Origin of the sequence: Shewanella sp. UCD-KL12, assembly GCF_001957125.1 — a bacterium.
GTDB lineage: Bacteria > Pseudomonadota > Gammaproteobacteria > Enterobacterales > Shewanellaceae > Shewanella.
Genome location: NZ_MPHJ01000012.1, coordinates 98,540 through 121,082, shown reverse-complemented (window position 1 = coordinate 121,082; position 22,543 = coordinate 98,540). Strand labels below are relative to the sequence as shown.

At 44.1% G+C, this 22,543-nt stretch carries 16 protein-coding genes; 6 read left to right on the top strand and 10 right to left on the bottom strand.

The window, feature by feature from the left end:
• Nucleotides 1-88: 88 nt before the first annotated feature.
• Nucleotides 89-1,129, bottom strand: coding sequence for a proline racemase family protein (locus BM736_RS18335; RefSeq protein ID WP_076414843.1), 1,041 nt, complete (start codon nucleotides 1,127-1,129; stop codon nucleotides 89-91).
• A gap of 202 nt (nucleotides 1,130-1,331) precedes the next feature.
• Between BM736_RS18335 and BM736_RS18330 the strand changes: the two genes are divergently transcribed.
• The 5 genes from BM736_RS18330 (at nucleotide 1,332) to BM736_RS18310 (ending at nucleotide 6,953) form a co-directional block, all read left to right on the top strand.
• Nucleotides 1,332-2,246 (top strand): dihydrodipicolinate synthase family protein, encoded by a 915-nt coding sequence (locus BM736_RS18330; protein ID WP_076414841.1) that lies wholly within the window; start codon nucleotides 1,332-1,334, stop codon nucleotides 2,244-2,246.
• Nucleotides 2,247-2,345: 99 nt separating this feature from the next.
• Nucleotides 2,346-3,347, top strand: a complete 1,002-nt coding sequence (locus tag BM736_RS18325) for a 4-hydroxyproline epimerase (protein WP_076414839.1) — start codon at nucleotides 2,346-2,348, stop codon at nucleotides 3,345-3,347.
• 59 nt (nucleotides 3,348-3,406) lie between these two features.
• Nucleotides 3,407-4,984, top strand: a complete 1,578-nt coding sequence (locus BM736_RS18320) for an aldehyde dehydrogenase (NADP(+)) (protein ID WP_076414837.1) — start codon at nucleotides 3,407-3,409, stop codon at nucleotides 4,982-4,984.
• Nucleotides 4,985-5,102: 118 nt separating this feature from the next.
• Nucleotides 5,103-5,774, top strand: coding sequence for a GntR family transcriptional regulator (locus BM736_RS18315; protein WP_076414835.1), 672 nt, complete (start codon nucleotides 5,103-5,105; stop codon nucleotides 5,772-5,774).
• Between the two features lie 114 nt (nucleotides 5,775-5,888).
• The gene (locus BM736_RS18310) at nucleotides 5,889-6,953 is read left to right on the top strand and encodes a ketoacyl-ACP synthase III (RefSeq protein WP_076414833.1); all 1,065 of its coding nucleotides are present in this window, start codon (nucleotides 5,889-5,891) and stop codon (nucleotides 6,951-6,953) included.
• Between the two features lie 203 nt (nucleotides 6,954-7,156).
• Here BM736_RS18310 and BM736_RS18305 read toward each other — a convergent pair whose 3' ends face one another.
• A complete protein-coding gene (locus BM736_RS18305) occupies nucleotides 7,157-9,187 on the bottom strand; it encodes a PhoX family phosphatase (protein ID WP_076414875.1) in 2,031 nt (676 codons plus the stop codon).
• Nucleotides 9,188-9,964: 777 nt separating this feature from the next.
• On the opposite strand from BM736_RS18305, the gene BM736_RS25210 reads away from it, so the two are divergent.
• The gene (locus BM736_RS25210; RefSeq protein WP_179079076.1) at nucleotides 9,965-10,120 is read left to right on the top strand and encodes a hypothetical protein; all 156 of its coding nucleotides are present in this window, start codon (nucleotides 9,965-9,967) and stop codon (nucleotides 10,118-10,120) included.
• Nucleotides 10,121-10,241: 121 nt separating this feature from the next.
• Here the strand turns inward: BM736_RS25210 and BM736_RS18300 are convergent, their stop codons facing one another.
• From BM736_RS18300 to BM736_RS18265, 8 genes are all read right to left on the bottom strand, one after another.
• Nucleotides 10,242-10,421, bottom strand: coding sequence for a hypothetical protein (locus BM736_RS18300; RefSeq protein ID WP_076414831.1), 180 nt, complete (start codon nucleotides 10,419-10,421; stop codon nucleotides 10,242-10,244).
• A 980-nt stretch (nucleotides 10,422-11,401) separates the two neighbouring features.
• On the bottom strand, nucleotides 11,402-12,802 hold the full coding sequence (gene pntB, locus BM736_RS18295) for a Re/Si-specific NAD(P)(+) transhydrogenase subunit beta (RefSeq protein WP_076414829.1): 1,401 nt from the start codon (nucleotides 12,800-12,802) through the stop codon (nucleotides 11,402-11,404).
• Between the two features lie 12 nt (nucleotides 12,803-12,814).
• A complete protein-coding gene (locus BM736_RS18290; protein WP_076414827.1) occupies nucleotides 12,815-14,359 on the bottom strand; it encodes a Re/Si-specific NAD(P)(+) transhydrogenase subunit alpha in 1,545 nt (514 codons plus the stop codon).
• A gap of 459 nt (nucleotides 14,360-14,818) precedes the next feature.
• Entirely contained in the window at nucleotides 14,819-15,400 is a 582-nt protein-coding gene (locus BM736_RS18285) for a lecithin retinol acyltransferase family protein (RefSeq protein ID WP_076414825.1), read from the bottom strand.
• Nucleotides 15,401-15,528: 128 nt separating this feature from the next.
• The gene (locus tag BM736_RS18280) at nucleotides 15,529-16,215 is read right to left on the bottom strand and encodes an exonuclease domain-containing protein (RefSeq protein ID WP_143562430.1); all 687 of its coding nucleotides are present in this window, start codon (nucleotides 16,213-16,215) and stop codon (nucleotides 15,529-15,531) included.
• A 54-nt stretch (nucleotides 16,216-16,269) separates the two neighbouring features.
• Nucleotides 16,270-18,141: a DUF294 nucleotidyltransferase-like domain-containing protein gene (locus BM736_RS18275; RefSeq protein ID WP_076414823.1), complete on the bottom strand. Its 1,872-nt coding sequence runs from the start codon at nucleotides 18,139-18,141 to the stop codon at nucleotides 16,270-16,272.
• Nucleotides 18,142-18,248: 107 nt separating this feature from the next.
• Nucleotides 18,249-19,097 (bottom strand): lipopolysaccharide assembly protein LapB, encoded by an 849-nt coding sequence (locus BM736_RS18270; protein ID WP_076414821.1) that lies wholly within the window; start codon nucleotides 19,095-19,097, stop codon nucleotides 18,249-18,251.
• 2 nt (nucleotides 19,098-19,099) lie between these two features.
• Nucleotides 19,100-22,513, bottom strand: coding sequence for a DNRLRE domain-containing protein (locus BM736_RS18265; RefSeq protein WP_256717970.1), 3,414 nt, complete (start codon nucleotides 22,511-22,513; stop codon nucleotides 19,100-19,102).
• Nucleotides 22,514-22,543: the final 30 nt, after the last annotated feature.

Here is a 22,543-nt window from a genome sequence, read left to right as displayed (position 1 = left end):
ATATTTTTCATTCAAGGCCAATTACCACGTAACGTTATATAACGTAACTTGGCCTATCTATCTGATAACTAGCACTGCTTGCCTTGCATTAACGCAGCATAAATCCATCTTGAAATAGGTCATCGGGATCGATAATAAATTGATGATGACCAGTGATATATGAACGACCTGAAACTTGTGGGATCACCGCTTGCTTACCATGAAATTGATGAGTTTTCGTCGCACTGACTATCATCCGGCCGTCGACAATACTCTCAATCATCAAGGCTTGATTTAACTCCACTTCACCTTTGGCATATAAGAGTGCAATACGACCAGCTACCCCTGTACCCGTTGGCGATCTGTCGACCTCTCCGTCTGCAAAAATACACACATGACGAGAATGCGCTTCATTATTAGTGATTTTTTTAGAAGTAAAAATAGTCCCATAGAGAAAACTCAAATCCTCCTCTATCGGGTGGACTAAAGGATGAGCGGCCATTACCGCATGTTTTATCCGTCTGCCCATATCAATAAGCTGAGCAACATTATCTTGATCACACGAGATCCCATGGGCATCTGCATCGACATAGGCATAATAAGCGCCGCCAAAGCCAATATCATAGATGACCTCTCCGAACCCTTCGACCATTACGCGGCAATCTAGCGCTTCAGCCCATGAGTCCACATTTAAAAAGCTTGCATGGATCTTCCCTTGGCTATCGCGGCTCGCTTTCGCGGTAATAAGACCCGCCGGCGCATCTATTTTAATCACACGTTCATCAGTAGTTAAAGTGATAGCGCCAGTTTGGCAAGCCACTTTCACTAGTGCCAATATGCCGTGGCCACACATACTGCTATAACCTTCATTATGTAAAAACAGCACGCCGAAATCAGCATCTTGGGTAACTGGTTTTGTGATCAAGGCGCCATACATATCAGCATGTCCCCTTGGCTCATGCATCAACAGAGTACGATACCTGTCTAGATGCTGAGTTACATATTGACGCATCTCTAAGATGGTCTCCCCTTTTATTTCAGGATAACCTGAAGTAATAATCCTCAGAGGCTCCCCCTCTGTGTGAGCGTCAATTGTTACGAATTGTTGACAGTTTTCTACAAATTCGGCAGGGAGATCGTTCAAGTGCATGGCTTACTCCTTTCTTATAGTTTGTATGCAATATATAGTATTTAACGACAACAAAGATAATAAAGATCCAACGGGGCTTTTATTCCCCTAAAAATTGTATACAATATACTATAGGATTTCGGAACAAGACAAGTTTAGATGCGTTATTCCGGTTGTGTACATCTTTTATATAAAGCAAAACTAGCGCATAGAGGTCTTAGACATGAAAGTAAATTGGCAAGGTGTTTTCCCAGCAATCTCAACACAGTTTAATGATGATGGTTCAATAAACTATGAATCTAACGCACGTATGCTCGAAGATCTCATTAGAGATGGTATCGACGGTATCATCGCTTTAGGCACTATTGGTGAGAATGCTTCTCTGGGTCCACAGGAAAAACGTGACTTTATTAAGCACACAGTAGAGACAGTCAAAGGACGTATATTGGTTCTGACTGGTTGTACTGAAAACACTGCAGAATTGGCATCTACTTATGCTCAAGATGTTGAGAAATTAGGTGTAGATGGCTTAATGCTACTACCCGCTATGGTTTATCGCGGTACTGACCGTGAGGTTGTTGCTCATTACCAGACCGTTGCTCGTTCAACAAAGCTGCCAATCATGATCTACAACAACCCTGTCAGTTATGGTGTTGACATCAATTTAGAGATGACAATGATTCTTGCAGAAGAGAAGAATATCGTTGCCATCAAAGAATCTACCACTGACACACGCCGTCTGACTGAATTACAAAGCAAGTTTGGTGATCGCTTTAACATCCTTTGTGGTGTTGATGATATCGCCCTTGAAAGCCTTTTATTGGGTGCAACGGGTTGGATTTCAGGACTTACTAACGTATTCCCACGTGAATCTGTCACCCTATTTAAGCTAGCACGTGCTGGCCGTATTGAAGAAGCTCGCGAGATCTACCGCTGGTTTATGCCTTTATTACGCCTAGATACGATTCCAACGCTGGTTCAGTGCATCAAGTTTGCCGAGCAAATTGCTGGCCGTGGTAGCGAAAATGTACGTATGCCACGTATGACATTGATAGGTGACGAACGTGCTTATGTTGAAAAAGTCATTAAAGAAGCAATGGATACTCGCATCGATCTAGATAAGTACAACCTGGATTAATATCGATAAACGCAAGCCGCTAAGCTTGACTAGACTCAAGCTTAGTGACTGTATATCGATATGTGTGACGTAAATTACAGGAAATGGAGTAAGGTTTAGATGTTAAAAGGTACATACTTTTGCGTCGATGCTCACACATGTGGAAACCCCGTTCGCTTGGTCACCAGTGGCCACCCGAATCTCAAGGGAAACACCATGAGTGAAAAGCGACAACACTTTCTTAATGAGTATGATTGGATCCGTAAAGGATTGATGTTCGAACCCAGAGGCCACGATATGATGTCGGGGGCTTTTTTGTATCCTCCTTGTAGTGATAATGCCGACGCCTCAATTTTATTTATCGAAACCAGTGGTTGTCTTCCAATGTGTGGACACGGCACGATCGGGACGATTACCGCCGCTATCGAATCTGGTCTACTGACAGCTAAAGTTCCAGGTAGACTCATTATCGATGTTCCTGCCGGTCAGATAAGCATTGATTATCAACAAACTGGTGAGAAAATCGATTGGGTAAAGATCTACAACGTCCCCGCTTATCTTGCCCATCAAGATGTGATTTTAGATATCCCTGAACTTGGCACGCTAAAAGTCGATGTCTCATATGGTGGTAACTATTATGTCATCGTCGAGCCACAAGCTAACTTCCCAGGCCTTCGTGAATGGAGCGCTGCCGATATCCTCCGCTGGAGCCCGATAGTACGCCAAATAGCACATGAACAATTAGAGTGTGTGCATCCAGATGATGCAACGGTATCAGGTGTATCCCATGTGTTGTGGACAGGTGAGACGATCAGTGAAGGGTCAGATGGTGCTAATGCGGTATTTTATGGCGATAAAGCCATCGACAGATCACCTTGCGGTACAGGTACAAGTGCACGATTAGCTCAACTTTTTGCCAAGGGCAAATTGAATGTCGGCGATAGCTATACCCACGAAAGCATAATAGGCAGTCAATTTGTCGGTCGCATCGAATCATCCACTTTCGTTGGCGGACATAAGGCCATCATGCCAAGCATTCAGGGCTGGGCCCGGATCACAGGTCAAAACTCTATAACTATAGATGATAGTGATCCCTACGCGTTCGGTTTTCAGGTTACTTAATTTACAACAAATTTTCTGTGCCTAGCTTACGCTAGAACACTCAATTAGCAGGGAACAATATGACAGACTCAGTGATTTCAACAGTGACTTCTACATTAAGCGGCAAGCACTTTATCAACGGCAGCTGGACAGGCGATGCTAATGCATTCAATAGCTTTGACCCGATTGCAAATAATAAACTTGACTGGCAATTTGCCAATGCAAGTGCTTCCGAAATAGACACAGCGGCTAAAGCCGCAAAATCGGCATTTGTTCAGTACCGAGCCAAAACCCCAACTCAACGCGCCGACTTTTTAGACGCCATTGCCGAACAGCTTCAAGCTGATATCGAACTTATCACCACGGCGGCAAATCTTGAGTCTGGTCTGCCTATGGCACGCGTTCAAGGTGAAACGGGCAGAACCTGTAATCAATTAAAACTGTTCGCCAGCACGTTACGTGCACCACTTGAGCCTAAGTTTATTGATTTGGCAAATCCTGATCGCGCACCACTACCAAAAGCCGATACGCGATTAAGCGTATTACCTATTGGGCCTGTCGCCGTATTTGGCGCATCAAACTTCCCTCTCGCATTCTCAACTGCCGGCGGGGATACAGCCTCAGCATTAGCGGCTGGTTGTCCAGTCATCGTTAAGGGCCATCCAGCACACCCAGCAACGAGTGAACTTGTCACCCGTGCAATCGAAAAAGCGATTATCGCCTGCGATATGCCTGCGGGCGTTTTCAGCCTAGTGCAAGGGGCTAGCCCACAAGTCTCTACCGACCTTGTTAACCATAGCGCAATTAAAGCCGTGGGCTTTACAGGTTCATTAAAAGTGGGCCGTATTTTAGCCGATCTTTGTGCAGCCAGACCCGAGCCAATTCCATTTTATGGCGAGTTAGGGTCAACGAACCCTCAATTTTTATTGAATGATATTTTATCTGACCAAGCTGAATCTCTCGCTGTCACTCAAGTTCAGTCGATGATGATGGGCCATGGCCAATTTTGCACTAGCCCAGGTGTTATTATTGCGACAGAAGGTGCTGCTTTAAATCGATATATTGCTACTATGTCCGAAAATATCGCCGCCCTTCCTGCTGCAGCCATGCTTACTCCAGGTATCGCCTCCACTTACCAGTCGCAAGTTGAAGCACTTGTTAAAAATGCGAGTGTTGAACTTGTTGCTCAAGGACAGTCGGCTGAAGCTAATCACCTCACTCGCCCAACTGCCGTGCGTGTGAATGCAAATGACTACTTATCGACGCCTGAACTACAGCAAGAGATATTCGGTCCATGCGCGGTTATCGTTATCTGCGAAAACAAAGACCAAATGCTCGAGATTGCAACTGAACTAGAGGGCCAGCTCACAGCCACTATTCATGGGCAAGAAGCTGAACTTAGCGAGAATCAGGCGTTGATTGAAGCGGTTGCTTTTAATGTCGGACGTATTATCTTCAACCAGATGCCAACAGGTGTTGAAGTTTGCCACTCTATGAACCACGGTGGACCATACCCAGCTAGTACTGACAGCCGTACGACATCTGTGGGTAGCCAAGCAATGAAGCGATTCGAACGCCCAATCTGTTATCAGAATATGCCTGAATCTTTGCTTCCTGATGAGTTAAAAAGTAACGCAACGAAAGTGATTAGCTTTTAATCATTAAATGAAACGAGAAAATAAATAGAGGGAAACATAGTTTCCCTTTATTTTAACCCGCTTTAACGGTAATCTTAGTCGGATAAAATAGAATAACGAATAGATAAAAACGGGAACTATGAGCCGATCCACACCAATTATCCATAAAACGCGTACTCAAGTTGTTGTTGAGGTGCTAAGGGAAAAAATTCTTTCTGGTGATATCGCTGCCGGTGAGCCACTTCGTCAAAGTGCACTAGCCGATGAATTAAATGTTAGTCGTATCCCAGTTCGTGAAGCACTATTGCAACTTGAAGCTGAAGGCCTAGTAAAGTTCGAAGCTCATAAAGGCGCAACAGCCACTGAACTTTCAGTTGACCAAGTTACTGAATTGTTTGAGCTTAGAGCCCTAATTGAAACTGACCTATTAGCTAAAGCCATTCCAAATTTACAAGATGAGCATCTGCTTCAGGCTGAAAAAGTGCTCGATGAGCTAGAGTCTGCATTCAAACAAGAAGATGCAGTTAGCACATGGAGTGAACTTAATACTCAGTTCCATACCTGTTTGTACCAAGCAGCAGAACGCCCGCATACCTTAGAAGTCGTGCACGGTTTGAACACTAATTGTGATCGTTATATTCGATTACAACTGTTACTTGCTGGCGGTATTCCTCGTGCAGAGCAAGATCATAGAGATCTACTCACCTATTGCAGAAACAAAGACACCGAAAAGGCGACTGAACTTCTACGTGCGCATATTTTGCACGCCGCCAACGCAATACGTGATCTAGTCGCACAGCAAGTGGCATAAGTCACTACTCTTAAGCTTAAAAAGCGTTAAGCTTAAGAGACGCTAAGCTTAGTTTATTATGTTAGATAAGGCAGAGCTCAATCAGGTTCTGCTTTTTTATTTGAGAGAAAGCACATGCAGTACGCCACAATCACTGGCTGGGGAAAATGCGTTCCGCCGGCCACATTAACAAATCATGATCTGTCTACATTTATCGAAACTTCTGATGAGTGGATCAAACCTCGAACGGGTATTAGTCAACGTCATATCAGCCATGTAAATACTTCAGAGCTTGCTTCAGTTGCAGCGCAGCGTGCTTTAGCTGCCGCAGGTATTGAAGGAAGCGATCTTGATATGATCATCCTGGCTACTGCCAGCCCTGATACGTTAATCCCTAACATAGCATCAACAGTACAAGCTAACGTAGGTGCAACCTGCGCAGCATTCGATATCAATGCGGCTTGTAGTGGCTTTTTATACGGCTTAGGGTTAGGCAGTTCGCAGATTAAGAGTGGACAGTGTAAGAAGGTGCTAGTCATTGGTGCTGAGCGACTCTCTTTCTATTTAGATTGGTCTCGCCGCGAAACAGCCGTTCTTTTTGGGGATGGTGCTGGCGCTGTCGTACTTGAAGCCACTGATGAGCCTATTGGTGTACTTGGTTATGAGCTTAACAATGACCCCGCTGGACGCGATATCCTTAAAGCAGGTTTCGGTACTGCAATGGATAGGTTTAGCGCCGCTTCATTAGACTTCTACATTGAGTTTAATGGTCAAGAGATCTTCAAGCGTGCTATTGCCGGTATGGGTAAACTAAGTACTAAGGTACTCGAAAAGTGTGATACGTCTAAGGATGATGTTGACTGGGTTATCCCTCATCAGGCCAATGAGCGTATTATCGATACGCTAATCAGTCGTATGAAGATCCCGAAAGAGAAAGCTATCGTCAATATTGCTAATTATGGTAATACTTCGGCAGCGACTATTCCAATTGCGATTTGTGATGCATTAGAGCAAGGCAAGATCAAACCAGGCCAAACTATCCTCTCTTGTGCCTTCGGTGCTGGCCTTACATCAGCAGCAGCATTGATCAAATGGGGTGATAGAGTCACGCCAATCAACGAAAGCGATGCAGAGTTACCACCTTGTGATAAAACAGGTATAGAGCTTGTAAGTAAAGCAGTTAAGCATTTTTGTGGCTAATTATAAGTAAGCCTATCGACGATAGGTGAAAAAGCTAAAATAAAAAATACCAGCCTCGGCTGGTATTTTTGTATCGGGATATATCTAGCTTCAAGATCCATTTATAGCTAATAAGCAACTATAAAACAAAAGCTTACCAGAGCACTTGATAGCACTTAAGTAAACTCGGACGCAACAAACCAAATATTGTGCCCGCTTGTTAATTAAACGCCAATCTCTCCACCATCCTCTTTGCGGATGATAACGGTAGCAGAGCGCGGACGAACCAACTCCCCTTGCGGTGTTTCATCAGTGGCATTCATGCTATATGGCCAATTACCAGGATGCTGCACATTCAAAAAACAGTTCTTCTGATCTGGCGTGAAGGCAAGCCCTGTGATCTCACAGTCATTTGGACCCACAAAGAAACGTCTTAACTCGCTTTGATTGTCTGCGTGTATGGTATCCGCTTCTCCATCACTGTTGACCAGTTGAGTCGGAATGACCGCTAGCATTTGGTCATTCGTCTTGTCTTTTACCTCCATTGCCCCGCTATTATCTGTTTGTACCCAGAGAATACCGCGGGCATCAAAGGCCAGCCCATCAGGACAAGCAAACTCATTTGATTCAGTTAACCCCGATAGGTTGATATCATCACTGCCGTCTGACGGTGAGCCAAATACAAATATGTCCCAGTTGAACTCTGTGCTGTCTTCAACATCGTTCCAGCGAATGATATGACCAAACTTGTTATCAGTCCTTGGGTTAGCCACATTGGTTTCCTGACGCTTAGTATTATTGGTCAAGGTTAAATAAACGGTACCACTAATAGGATCGACGGTTGTCCACTCTGGGCGATCCATAGGGGTAGCACCAACCAGATCTGCAGCGCCAGCAGTATTAAGAATGATCTCTGCCAAAGAGTTAAAGTGATCCGCTAATGTGCCACCGGTTTTTGTCTCCCCCTCTAAGGTAAGCGGTAACCAATGACCGACTCCCTCTTCACTGAAACGTGCCACGTATAAAGTACCTTCATCCATATACTTAGCACCGACTGCAAGTCTGTCTGTACGATCAGCGTCATCTGGATCCCAAAGGGCATCAGAGACAAACTTATAGATATATTCGAAGCGGGCATCATGACCGGAGTAGAACGCAAGAGGTTTGCCCTCTTCGACTTTTCCGTAAGCACAGCCCTCATGGCGAAAACGCCCTAACGCAGTACGCTTTACAGCAACCGATTGTGGATCATGGGGATCGATTTCAACGATATACCCATAACCATTGGCTTCGTTTCTATAATCATCTAACGCACTATCACCAGAGGGTGTGATGTCAAAGCGAGAAAACTCACTCTCAGTCTCGGTTTCATCACCAGCAAGATCTTCCCAGCTATAACGCCCGCCACTAGTTGAAATACCTATTCTTTGCTGCTGCTCCGATAACTCACCATGATTAACAAAGTATCCCGGCCAATTCTCCTCACAGGTCAAATAGGTGCCCCATGGTGTAAAGCCATTGCCGCAATTATTCGATGTACCGCGTATCATCTCCCCAGTTGGCGAAAATGGCGTGATCAATTCGCTATGACCAGATAAAGGCCCCGCTATCCTCATCTCGCTGGCAGCAGTAAAGCGGCGATTGTACTCATCATTTTTTATCACTTGCCATTGGCCATCAATGAGCTGAATACGCACAACACTAATGCCATGTGCGTTGATCTCTTTTCTTATCTCTTCAGTGCTATCTCTCAAACCTGAGATCAGATCGACAGTAGGACCATTCGGATGAAGCGCCTCTTGCTGAATATATTCATGGTTAATACATAACAAGCCATCAGTTGATGAGTCATTGAGCGAATAAAAGTACATGCCATCATGATTTTGACCGACAGAATTAGCCTGATCTAATGCCGTATTGCTGCCATCGCTTTTCCAGTCATCGGCCATATCATTCAGCGGCGTTCCCCAAGGGGCTAACACTTGTGCTGAGTAACCTTTAGCCACGACTGCTGCATCCTTTTTTGCCCCTGCAATAGAATCGAATCCGAGTTTTAGCTCAGGAATGGGATCGGGCTTAGGGTCGCTACTACTAAAACAACCAGTGAGTCCTATACCACTAAATAGTGAGAATCCCGCAGCGCCCATTCCTGTTTTTAACATACTCCGTCTTGAGATATGCTTGTCCAATACATCTGAAAAGGCTTCATTATTGCTCTTGTTATAGACTGTTCCATCGTGCGTTGCTTTACTCATAATATCCTCAGTACGACTAATTGCTGACATATTCTGAGCTGCACTCTAATGAGCGTAAGTGACATTAACATGACGAAATCAAAACAGATTTATGACTAAAACCTGATTATTGATGGTGCTTATACCAATCGGTATAAAGATGTGGCCATTCAGCGAGAGTTTAGCGCTTGTGAGACAAGGCAACGAGTGAAGAGACATAGTTATTCTACGTTTAAGCTCGTTAACGCAGCATCAGAAGTGCTAAAACTCGCCTTCTAGGAGTTTTTTGGCAGCCTACTTCTGTGTTGAATAAGCTCGAAAGGGATCACCATTCCCTCACTCATTCGCCTTGAATTAAGCCGCCAAAAATAACTCTGAACTGACCACCTTCTTATACCGATTGGTATTAATGAAAAAATTTTTAATAATGCCTAAGCGTCACTCAAGCAGGCCTTAGGATTGAATTAGCACAGGGAGTCAGATAAGCGTCTTACTATGGCGCACTATTCGACTTAGTGAACCCATCAAGAAAAGTGATGCCCGATTACCACCTTGTGACAAAACAGGCATAGAGCTTATGAGTAAAGCTGTTACGCATTTTGTGGCTAATTCCAAGTAAGCCTATCAATGATAAGTAAAGAAAACTTAAATAATAACCACCTACTGAAGAAGGTACCTTGAACATTGTGCCTTTAAAATGAGTCACTCCAAGGGAGCTTTAGCTATCGTGCAGCTGCAAGTCGCCGTTAATATCCCTATAGGCTCTGCTAAATCATCGACCGCTAAGGATGGCTTGGAATGCAGATAAACGTATGGAACATTTCCAGCACTGATTTAGCAGCTTGCACTGCACGACTCGCTATACCTCTGCTCAACATTCGACATAAAAAGGAGCTATTAACGACTTCAGGCAAGGCTATGGATGATAGCCACTTACTGAAGTCGTTGGTTTAGAGCTGTAAATAAAAATACCAGCCTAGGCTGGTATTATATTTTAGGATATCTCTATCTTCGAACTCCATGGATAGTGAATAAGAAGCGTTTTATCCAAGGGTGTTGGCCACTTTATTAGCCTTTAGTTATAACCACGCACATAGTTCCAAGTCACATCATCGCTCATATTTGCTTCAATATAATAAGCCTCATACTCTTTTTTTATTACGCTTGTGATGCTGAATTCCCCAAAACCTTCAATCTGATCATCAAGGTGATTATTCTGATCATTTCTTAAAACGACTTTTTTTGAATTGTTCATAATACTTCCTTATCTATATTAATACGCTAATGACCGAGTCAGCTTAAGGAAGTTCTAGTGCTCGCAGAGATACTAAACAATTCCGACTGATAAAATGATTAAACAGTAAACTTAGATCAGCTTAAATACCAAACATTCAAACTTAAGTTTTATAAAGCCCAAACTTAATGCAAATAAACCGATGACTCTAAAACCCAACATACACGATAGAATAAGATATTCAATCTAATATCCCATTCCACCATGCGATAGCAATTCCACATTGTGGAATATATGTAAAGAATCTACCTTTTGAAGAAAGTGATTTTGAAATTTCGGCCTAAGAAGGGAGCTTTAGCTAGCGTGCGCCTGCAAGTCGCCATAAAAATACCACTATAGGCGCAACTAAATCATTGACCGCTATGGATGGCTTGGAATGCAGGTAAATGTATGAAGCATTTCCAGTACTGATTTAGCAGCTTGCACCCCACTACTCGCTAAACCTCTGCACAACATCTGGCATAAAAAGGCTAAACCTGGATGAACTTATAAGCTGTGTACCCCATAGATACAATAATCGACTCACCCCAGATGGTCTCACTTTAACAAGATACTTTCAGGCAAAGCCTAATTGATGATAACCACCGACTGAAATAGGTGGTTTAGGGCTGAAAGTAAATAATCCACCTTCTAAAGAAGGTGGCTTTAAAATGACTCCCTATAAGGGAGCTTTAGTTACTGTGCACCTGCAAGTCGCCGTTGATATATCCCTATAGGCTCTACTAAATCATCCCTGATTTAGAAGCTTGCACTGCACTATTCACTAAACCTCTGCACAAAGTTCGGCATAAAAAGGCTCTATTTACGACTTCAGGCAAAGCCTATAGATGATAACCACCTACTGAAGTAGGTGGTTTAGGGTTGAAAACAAAAATGCCAGTCATTACTGACTGGCATTTCAATATCATCTTAAGTAAACGTATAAACGCTACTTATTGATTTTAGATACTCGCTAAGATCTTAGATACAGATGCTTTCGCATCTCCAAATAGCATCTCAGTATTCTCTTTAAAGAAGAGTGGGTTCTGTACACCAGCATAACCTGTAGCCATAGAACGTTTAAATACCACAACATTCTCAGCATTCCACACCTCAAGGACCGGCATACCCGCAATCGGGCTTCCAGGCTCTTTAGCTGCAGGGTTAACGGTATCATTTGCACCAATCACGAGAACAACATCGGTATCACCGAAGTCTTCATTTATCTCGTCCATCTCCATCACAATGTCATATGGCAGCTTTGCTTCAGCAAGCAAAACATTCATGTGTCCTGGTAGACGACCTGCAACCGGGTGTATAGCAAAGCGCACTTTCACACCACGATCACGTAGCTTTTGTGTTATCTCAGCAACTGGATATTGTGCTTGAGCAACAGCCATACCATAGCCTGGCGCGATGATAACGCTACGTGCGTTTTTAAGCATTTCTGCGACATCTTCAGCTTGCGTCTCACGATGCTCGCCTTGTTCACCATCAGCGATAACCACGGTACCGCCTTCTGCGCCAAAGCCACCTAATATCACAGAGATGAACGAGCGGTTCATCGCTTTACACATGATATAGGACAGGATTGCACCCGAGCTACCCACTAATGCACCAGTAATAATCAATAGATCATTGCCTAACATGAAACCTGCTGCTGCCGCAGCCCAACCTGAATAGGAGTTGAGCATTGAAACAACAACTGGCATGTCAGCACCACCGATAGCGGAAACTAAGTTGTAACCGAACACGAAGGAGATCAGAGTGACAATAACCAAAGCACCGATAGCATCGGTCTGCATAAAATAGATGCCTAAGGCAACCGATACAATCAGCATGGCCAGGTTTAGCTTATGAGCACCAGGGAGTGCTTTAGGCGAACTGCTGACTAGGCCGCGCAGCTTAGCAAATGCGACAATAGAACCGGTGAACGTTACACCACCGATAAAGATCCCAAGAAAGACCTCAACATCATGGATACTTTTTGCAACAGGGTCGATAGCGCCTGTGACCGCATCCATTAAACTGCCATGATCAACTGTGCTTGAAAAGCCAACTAATACAGCCGCTAAACCTACAAAGCTGTGAAGTATAGCCACCAGCTCAGGCATCTCAGTCATTTCAACTTTGAGTGCCAAACGGATACCGATAGCGGCACCGATAGCCATTGCACCAGTAACAATCCAACTGTTACCATCAATTTGAGTACTAGCAAGTGTTGCTACAATAGCAATCACCATACCCACGATACCCAAAATATTACCCCTTTGGGCAGTTTCTTGTTTACTTAAGCCAGCAAGACTAAAGATAAACAGTACGGCAGCAACTAGATAAGCTGCAGTAACTAATCCTATAGACATTATTATCTCTCCTTAGTCTTTACGGAACATCTTCAGCATACGCTGAGTCACGGTGAAACCACCGGCGATGTTAATTGAAGCAATCAAAATGGCAATACCAGACATAATCAGCACCGCAGTATTATCACTGTTCATCTGAACAAGCGCCCCCACTACGATAATGCCACTAATTGCATTGGTCACACTCATCAACGGGGTATGCAGTGAATGACTCACATTCCAAACGACGTAGTAACCAACAACACAAGAGAGAACGAACACACTAAAGTGCTGCAGAAAATCTGCAGGTGCATTATTAGCAATCAGACCAAATAGTCCTGCAGCAACAACTGCAATAGCTGGCTTAATCCAAGGATTTTTCGGTTTCTCTTCAACAACAACTTCCGCTTCTTCAACTTTGGCTTGAGGCTGCGCACTCACCTGAATCGCAGGTGGTGGGAAAGTGATCTCCCCCTCTTTTACCGCTGTTACGCCTCGAATCACTTCATCATCAAAGTTAATTTCATACTTGCCATCTTTTTCTGGCACCATCAACTTGAGCAGGTTAACTAAGTTAGTACCATATAGTTGGCTTGCTTGAGTAGGTAGACGACGAGATAGCTCTGTATAACCGATAATCGTGACATCATTAACAACAGCAACTTCACCTGGTACTGTCAGTTCACAGTTACCGCCATTAGCAGCAGCCAGATCGACAATCACGCTACCAGGCTTCATTAAGCCAACCATATCCTCTAGGATAAGTTTTGGTGCTGGCTTGCCAGGAATAAGGGCGGTAGTGATAATAATATCGACATCTTTGGCTTGTTCGCGGAACAGCGCCATTTCAGCATCGATAAACTCTTTACTCATCACCTTCGCGTAACCGTCACCAGAACCAGATTCCTCTTCAAAATCTAGCTCAAGAAACTCAGCACCCATTGAGTTGATCTGCTCTTTCACTTCAGGGCGAGTATCAAAAGCACGCACGATAGCACCTAAGCTACCTGCAGCACCTAATGCTGAGAGTCCTGCAACACCTGCACCAATAATCAATACTTTTGCTGGCGGCACTTTACCTGCTGCAGTTATTTGACCGGTAAAAAATCGACCAAAATGATTAGCAGCTTCAATTACTGCACGGTATCCATCGACATTAGCTAAAGAGCTTCGAGCATCGAGAGATTGCGCACGCGAAATACGCGGCACCATATCCATCGCCAGTAAGTTAATCCCCTTAGCTTTAAATTTTTCTAACAACTCAGGGTTTTGAGCCGGCCATGCAAAACTTGCAACTGTCGCACCGGCTTTAAGTAGATCAACTTCGTCAACGCCCGTATCACTGTTGATAGTCGGCGCATTCACTTTAAGTATGAGATCGGCATGAAATGCATCTTCAAGGCTAACGATGTCAGCACCTGCTTCTTGATACGCTTCATCTTTAAAGTTAGCTGCCGCTCCGGCACCGCTTTGGACAACAACACTGAAGCCTAATTTCTTAAGCTGAACTACAGTGGCTGGTGTCGCGGCTACCCGGCTCTCCTGCGCGAGGATCTCCTTTGGTATTCCGATTTGCATAGTGTTTTCCTGGTGTAGATGGTGATGTTTTCTATTTGCTGATGCCTAAGGTATAAACTCAGTCATGCAATAGCTAATAATTTTTAGTTCGTTCAGATATAACAAAATATCGCATAGGGTCAAATGCGCCCTTCAAATGGGTAAAAACCATAATCAGGCATCTTGCTAATGTTCTCAAAACCAATCAACAATACCAAGATATTTGAGTTGTGGGTCAATAAATTTCAAGAAGTGGGGCTGAGGTCAATAATTTTGTTGTGAAAATGGAGCTCTGCGGGGCTGTCAATCTCGATCGGGTATTAGTTATTTACATTAGTTATCAGATTCATCCACATATTAAGCTGTGATTAAAGTGAAATCATCATCACTTAACTGAAATTGCCGTGCCATGGACTAGTGCTTTAACTCTATTGTTTCGATTATTAAACAATCTAACTCATATATGAACAGTAATAGGCTTTACCGAATATCGATTAACGCCTCGTCCCAATAGATACTCTGCTCAAAATATTGCGCTAATTTCTTATTGAAATCGTTAAAGCTTGGCAGTGACTCCTCTACGCCACTAAGACAAGACCAGACAAAACGGTGGCAGTTATTATCAAATAGGTCATATTCACGGTAACTAAAAATTTCCATCTCAGCACGATGCAGCACCTCCCCATCGATAAGTGGCTGATGAGCATGATTGCAAGCCACATAAATTTTGGTACCTGTTCGACCAGCTAAAAATCGTGCTGTTGAGACCGCGCGAATAAGCCCATTACCATGAAGCTCTATTAAAGTATTATCATCAAGCCAAATGCCAGTGTGCTCGATGACACCGTATACAAAGCAGCATATTATTGCCCCAGGCTTTGGCTTTACTTGCTTATGGCCGCTTTGCCAAAGGCTTGGGTGTAAACCAACTGCTTTGCCATTTAGCTGTTGGGGGTCAACACCACTATGACGCTGGCGCTCTAAAGCATGTCGTTTTTCACGTTGATCAGCCAGTATTGCCGCGCCAAGTGCACCACCCACTAATAGAAGAGGTAAAGCCATAGATAAGTCTCTGAGAAAGTAGCTTAATATTGAGCCTAATCAGTTAACCTAAAGATGTGAATATTAACTTTGTAACTATTTTTGTGTTTCGCTTACTGCTTGACGGATATCGTCATATTTATGAGAGCTCATTTTATGGCAAGCAACTCTGCAAGCTTTAGCCTCTCGCCTTGACCGATAGCCGCAGCCTGAGCAAGCAGGAGTTCACCACAAGCAAGTGCGTCAACCAAAGCATTATGCGCAGCGTATACAGGCAAGCCATACCGCACTCGGCAGGCACCTAGCCTCAATGTTCCCTCCTTCAGTAAGTCATGCTTTCTCAGTAGTCGTTTTCGCTCTACCGCTAAGGTATCAATCGCTAATAGTTTTACCGGCTCACCAATACAACTTGAAATCGCATTTTGTAAAAAACTTAAATCTAATGGTGCATGGTGTGCCACCAGCATCTTGCCCTGCGTTCTTTCAAGAAACCAAGTTATTGCCTCTTTAATGTCGATAGCATCGTCTAAGTGATTATCTAAAATGCCATGGATCACCGCACTTTGACCGACCCCGCCATCTACTTTTATTAATTTTTGCTCCGCCTTATCGAGCGCAAGTAGATTATTCTCTATGGGAATTAACCCTATGCTGAGGATCTGGTCGTTAATAGGATCAAGTCCTGTCATCTCTAAATCGACAGCAATCAAGGAGGAGTGATCAAAGTCTTGTGCAATGACAGGCATCAAGTCTCGATAATAGCCCTTCATCAGTTCTGAGCGAGTCTTAAACGCGCGCCAACAGAGTGTCGACTTATAAAGCTGAGTTATCACCATTTAGCACTCCGAGTGCAGTTAAGCTCAGAAGCGAATTGAACACCGCAAATCATGTTAAAAACTCCGAGTAAATTTGAGTTTAATCCCAGCCTGAGCGTCATGAACGACCTTAAAAGCATCTCTAAGTTGATGGCGAACGAGTGAGGAGAGGTGTTGTGGCTTTAAATAGTTTGAGATCTCTTGGGAGTGAGTATGCTGATAGCCCTGATTGGATAAACGCATATGTGCAATAAATTCATGCGCATCAGCCAAGTTTAACGCATCTTTTCGATTGATAATATTAAGCTCAATCAGCTCACGGATCCGTTTGGCGGTATTAACCTCTTTGATCCCTGCCGATAACGCATAAACACGGGCAATGTCATTAATCAATGCATTGCCTTTATGTTTAAGATCTATCCCTTTCACTTCACGCCCATCACGTTCAAGGACAAACTTTTTGAAGAAACCCAGTGGCGGTGATTCGATTAAGGCATTTCCCGCCATCCCAGCCAGGAATATATCGTTATTCTTGGTATTTGCCAGCACCTCATCCTGTAAGCTATCAAACAATGAACTTGGGCCATATACAGAGCGCATATCAAAAAAGATACTGGCATGCATTAATGCCTTTGGCTCTGGCGTATTCACCCAGGACGCAAATTTCTGTTGCCACTGTTTCAATGTCAGTCGCCATTGAGGGTTTTGCGCCATAACATCCCCTGGGCAATAGATATAGCCACATTGATCCAGCCCTGCGCACACGGCTTTAGATAGTGCCTCGAAATAGGCTGATGCTGCAGCATCTGGCTCATGAGCAAGTAACAGGCCATTGTCTTGATCTGAGCAGGCAGCTTGGTCTTGGCGACCTTGAGAACCAAACGCTAGCCAGCAAAACGCCATTGGCGCTTCACCGAGTAATTGTTGATTCAACACGATAAGCCGTCTTGTCAGCGCATCGGTCACAGAGGTTAAAACCCGACCTATCTCCTCAGCCCTAGCGTCTGCGCTTATAAGGTTTTGTAGCAGCAATGGGATCTGCTTACTGACACTGATGAGACTTGCCACTGTATCTTGTCGTTCGATTTCACCAATCAGTAATAACGGCTGAGAGCTTTGTCCACGTAAAATATCTGTACTCGTCAAGATACCTACAGGTATCTCATCCTCTACGATAGGGAGATGATGAATACTATGCTCACTCATCAATAACATAGCTTCAAATACTAGTGAGTTAGGCGTTAACCTTTTTGGTCGAGTCGTCATCGCTTGGTGAACTGGTAGCTGGCCATCTAAGCCTTCCGCTAGCACACGATTACGCAGATCTCTGTCAGTTAATATGCCGCACAGTTTCTGCTGGCCCTTTATTTTTTCATTGTAGTTATCTAGCACTAACACTGATGAAACCCGTGCTAGGCGCATTTTTTGCGCAGCCTTCGAGATACTTGCATTCTTATCTATGACTAAGGGTTCTCTAGACATCAAGGTACTGACTCGACTCGTTGTTGCAAGTTCTTTAGCTTTAAAACGACCTTGATGACGTAAACGTTTTGCAAATGCACGATTGAAGAAACGATCAAACTCGCGTGATTCCACTCGCAGATGATCAAATGTTTGTGGGTCTAAGTGGTAAACCAGACCATCTTCTAATATCTGCACCCGGTTACTGACTTTCTCCCCAGAAAGTAATGAGGGAAAACCAAAGTAATCCCCCTCACCAAGCCTGTCTAACAGTTCACCTTCATTATCTCTTACTTCAAAAGCACCACTTCTCACGATATAAAGCTGAGGATGAGTTTCATCTAGGGGGACAATTGCTGAAGCCTTACTGTAATAGCCTACGGTGAGATTTTTACAACAACGTTCGAGTACGCTATCGGTTAAAGAGTCGAAAGGCACTTGGGCTTTGATAAACTGTGTAATCGGCTGTAGTTCGCTTGCGTCCATAAACGGATACCTGAAACAGTAAAACTCATCTCAAAACTATACCCAATTTAAGGAGATAGAGGTATTCGACTTATGGCGATGCTATGACACTTTTAGCGTGAGTTCACTTACTCTATTAACTTTAATTCAAGGCGTTTTTGCATCTCTTTACTCGCAACCGTTGCACGGCGATGCGCAGGCTGGTTATTGAGTGTCATTAAGCCTTTTTTATAAGCGGTTTGTGCCTCTAAAAATCGTTTTTGTTGTTGATAAATGTCCCCTAATTTAAGTTGCCAACGCGGCAAGCTTTTAACACGCTCAGCCAACATATCGATTGCATTTATTGCTGCTTGCCATTCACCTTGAGCTAAATGGCTCTCAACTAAGAGATCAACAATCGTCACTATGGGACCTAACAGCTCCACAGCCTCATTGAGTCCATCAACTGCTAATGCACTTCCCTCTTCATCAATCAGCATAGCCATATTTGCACGTTCAATGAATTGATCTGGCGTAGGCCTTGATAGGGAGCTAATAAAGATATCCATCTCATCGACAGCCGCACTATACTCCTCGAGCGCGATAAAGGTACGTGCTAGATTAAGCCTCGCGGCCTGGTAACTTGGATCGAGTTTGATGACTTTAGACAAGAGTGTATGCGCCTCACTGGGCATCCCCGATTGTAACCGCATCCTCCCCATGTAAAACCAAATATTAAGACGTATATTAAGATCGTCAGTGATATCCATTGCACGTTGAAAATCTTGCCTAGCAAGCTCCCAATGTAAGGCTTCGGTATAAACCTGCCCTCGATGTAAAAATAGCTGGGCTTGCTCCGTTTTTGAGGCGAGTTCAGTAGTTAAAGCCAGATCGAGTTGATGGTTTAAGTGTTGTACTCGCGTATCAAATTGAGCATGGCTTGATGCCAGCAGCGAATGAAATAGACAATATAGACAAAACCCATAGATGATTTTCATGGCTAAGGAACCGTTACAGACCCAAAGGTCATGACATCATTGAAACTATCACTGTCTCGCTCAATGTGAGTGACAGTGAAAAAGAAGCTATCACCACTTTGAGCCGTTTGCTTTGAGCGCTTCAAGGTCAGCACGCCATTGTCAGCGGTTATCCCTGAATCACTCTCTTTTGCACCACCAGGTAAAGTCCACTCCCCACTAACCAGTGCCCCTGGTGCTGGATTATTCGCATCATCCCTTACGGTAATTTGCGCACTGACATCATAACTGCGCCCTTTTCGCTTAAGGGATAAAGAAACGTCCTCAGCACCTAATATCACAGGTGGTGAGATAGTCGTGCTAATCGCCACCTCTTGAGACATATCTGACTCATCCAAACCAACAATCACTGATACAAGATAATAGTAATTTTCATTGTCTATGACTGAGCTATCTGGATAACTCGTTAGTGAAGTCTGTCCTAAAAGAATGTAACCACTGCCAGCAGTTTGGGAGCGATAAATATTGTAGTACTCTGCTTGGGAAACGACATTCCAATTGAGCAACACATGACTTCCATCAAAGCTTGCTGTGAGCCCAGTTGGCGCGCTGATGCCATCACACGCGTTAGCATCTGATTGAATGCAGTCACTGCTCTCTATATTGTCACTTTCTTGGTAGCTGTACCCCGCTAGATTCACTGAGTTTACTGACAAAGTAAATTGGCCATCATTGCTCTTATTAACATTCGTTGAATTAAAAAGGACCTTACCGTCACTGCCTGTCACATCAGATACCGCTAAGTTTGACAATCCTGTCCAACTCGCTTGAACACTTGCATTGGCAACAGGAGTACCTAAGGCATCGACCACAAGCACTGCAGCCTTTGCTCTTTGCTTTTTCTTATTTACCGACTCCATACTCATTGTGATGTCATCCACATGAACCGATGCGGATATTGCATCAGTGGTAACCGTTAACCCGCTACTGAGTAGAGACTCATTGTTAGCCGCATCAAACGCTAAGATTTGATACAGATAACTGGTAGCAGGTGCTAGGTTTGAATCGACAAAGCTAGTCGTTATCGAGGTTGATATCATCACCTCGTTACGAAATACTTTATAGCCAGTAACAGCCACATTATCACTCGCTGCATCCCACGAAATTGATGCGCTATCGCTATCAACTGATCCTAATAGCAGGTTTTCAACTTGAGTGGGAGGTACACTATCCCCTTCTGGCTGAGGCAAGGAATAAATCAAAGTCAACTTAGGGTGAGTACTACTCGACTCCCGAGCGTAAAAATCCGCACCATCACTGGCGGATGTGCTGGCCAGAATAATCCCATAGTTATTTGCTGAACCATCTACCCAAGACTGCACCAGTGCGATACCAGCTGTATTTAGATTAAAGGTATACAAGCCCGATGACGGGGAGATTGATGCTAGAGAGACTAAGTTTCGGTCCGCAGCCCCCAGCGCACCGGCAACCTCCCAAGCTTGACCGGTCGAATACGCTTGCCAAGTCACCTGCGTCTCAGCCCAATCTCTGTTGAGCGAATAAACATCATATTGACTCGAGGATGGATTGAAGACATCGAGTGTAATGGCCACGGATTCAATAATGGCGTCGACAGGGACCTGAGTGAGATCCCAACGAATTAGACTTGATAGATCGACGCCAGCCCCATCATCACCATCAATATATAAGTTAGGATTTAAACCATAATTACTGCTGCTATTAAGTTCGCTAATGTACGCATCACGAGTACCGTCATAACTCGGGTCAGGAGAGACACCATCTTGAAACGCCACCGTGAGCAGGTTGATAAAGGTGAATGTATGCTGAGTATTAGTGGCAATAGTATTCAAGGCGACATCTTGAATATCGTTCATCGTCAACATATACAATTGTGAGGGTTGCAGAGTCGATGTCGTTAGCGTGACTTGCCGTTGGTTATCACTCAGTTGCGCCGATATAACAGTCGCGCCGTTGTCGAGTTGGTAATGTGAAGCATCTTCTGCACTAGATTGACTCAAGCTCTCCGAGAAGTTAACCCTTATTGTCATAGCATCTAGTGCATTTAGTGATACCACAGTAGGCGGTATAATATCTGGGCCTTTACTGATGGTGAATTCATCTTGCGACGTATTAGTACTATCGATAAAAGTGGCGGTTAGTTCATTTTGCTGAACTTCCAAAAGCACAGAGCCGAGCAAGTTGATAGAGGCGTACATGGCCGGATGATTTAGGGCGCCACCTGATATTTTCCCAGAACTGCCTGCGACCACATACACTGCACCATTGTTAGCCTGCTGTAACTGGGCCGTTTTTTGATAGCTTCCATCACTCGTTTTATTACCATCGCCCCCATCGAGCTTCATTGATTCAGTAAAGCTTGATGAACTGCCGTAATGGCTATCTATTAGGTATGAACGCTCATAGGAATGACTATGACCAGATAGCACCAGATCAACCCCATATGATTCTAGTATGGGTAGCGCATTTTCTCGCATCTCAATTAAACGACTTTCCGAGTCTGAATCATGAGAGCCTTTGGTATAAGGTGGGTGGTGCCAGTAAGCCACAATCCAAGGCTGGCTAGTCGACTCTAAATCATTAACCAACCAAGTTAACATCGCTCCGCTACTAGAGCGGTCGGTCTCATATGACTCTAAGCAAATAAAGTGGATCTGACCGTGATCGAAAGAGTAGTAAGCCTCAGTCCCAGAAGGAACGCCGCCGGCCTCACCGTTGGTGGGTAATGTAAAAATGTCATAATAAGCACCTGACTGCGTCGCAGAATCTGCAGTATAGCCATCATGATTGCCTAAGGTTGACCAAAGCGGTGACTGCCTTAACAACTCTGGGTAGATGTCAAAAACGGCAACTTGATATTCGCTGTCAGTGCCAGAAGAGTACGCATTATCACCTAGCATTATCCATAGATCTGTATAATTGCCACCAGCACGCGCTTTATAGGCGTCTCGAACTGCTCTTGCATTATTATTGGCGGTGCCTGAATCACCGATAATCCAAACCCGAGTCAGATCTGAGTTACCAAGAGCAGGAGAAGTATTGAAAAAGTGGCTAGTGTCACCGCCAGCAAGCACATCGCCTTGATTGTCGAGTACGGCATAATAATAGCGCGTATCAGGCTGTAACGAAGAGATGATCACACTATGATCAATGGCACTTTCACCACTAGCCGTATTTAGTAAACTATCGTGCTCAGTACCATACTTGACCACCGAAGGCCCAGCAACATCAGTCCGCCATTTGACCGTCATGCTATGACTTGTACCTAACTGCAGATAAGGTCCTCTTTCTATCGTTTCACTCTGGACAAAAAGTGGAAACAACAAACTCATGCTGAACAATATCGCACAGAGTAACCTGACTTTAAGCTTCTCTTTACCTGAAAATAAGCTGTACATAGCAACCATCACAGCATGTATACAATGAGC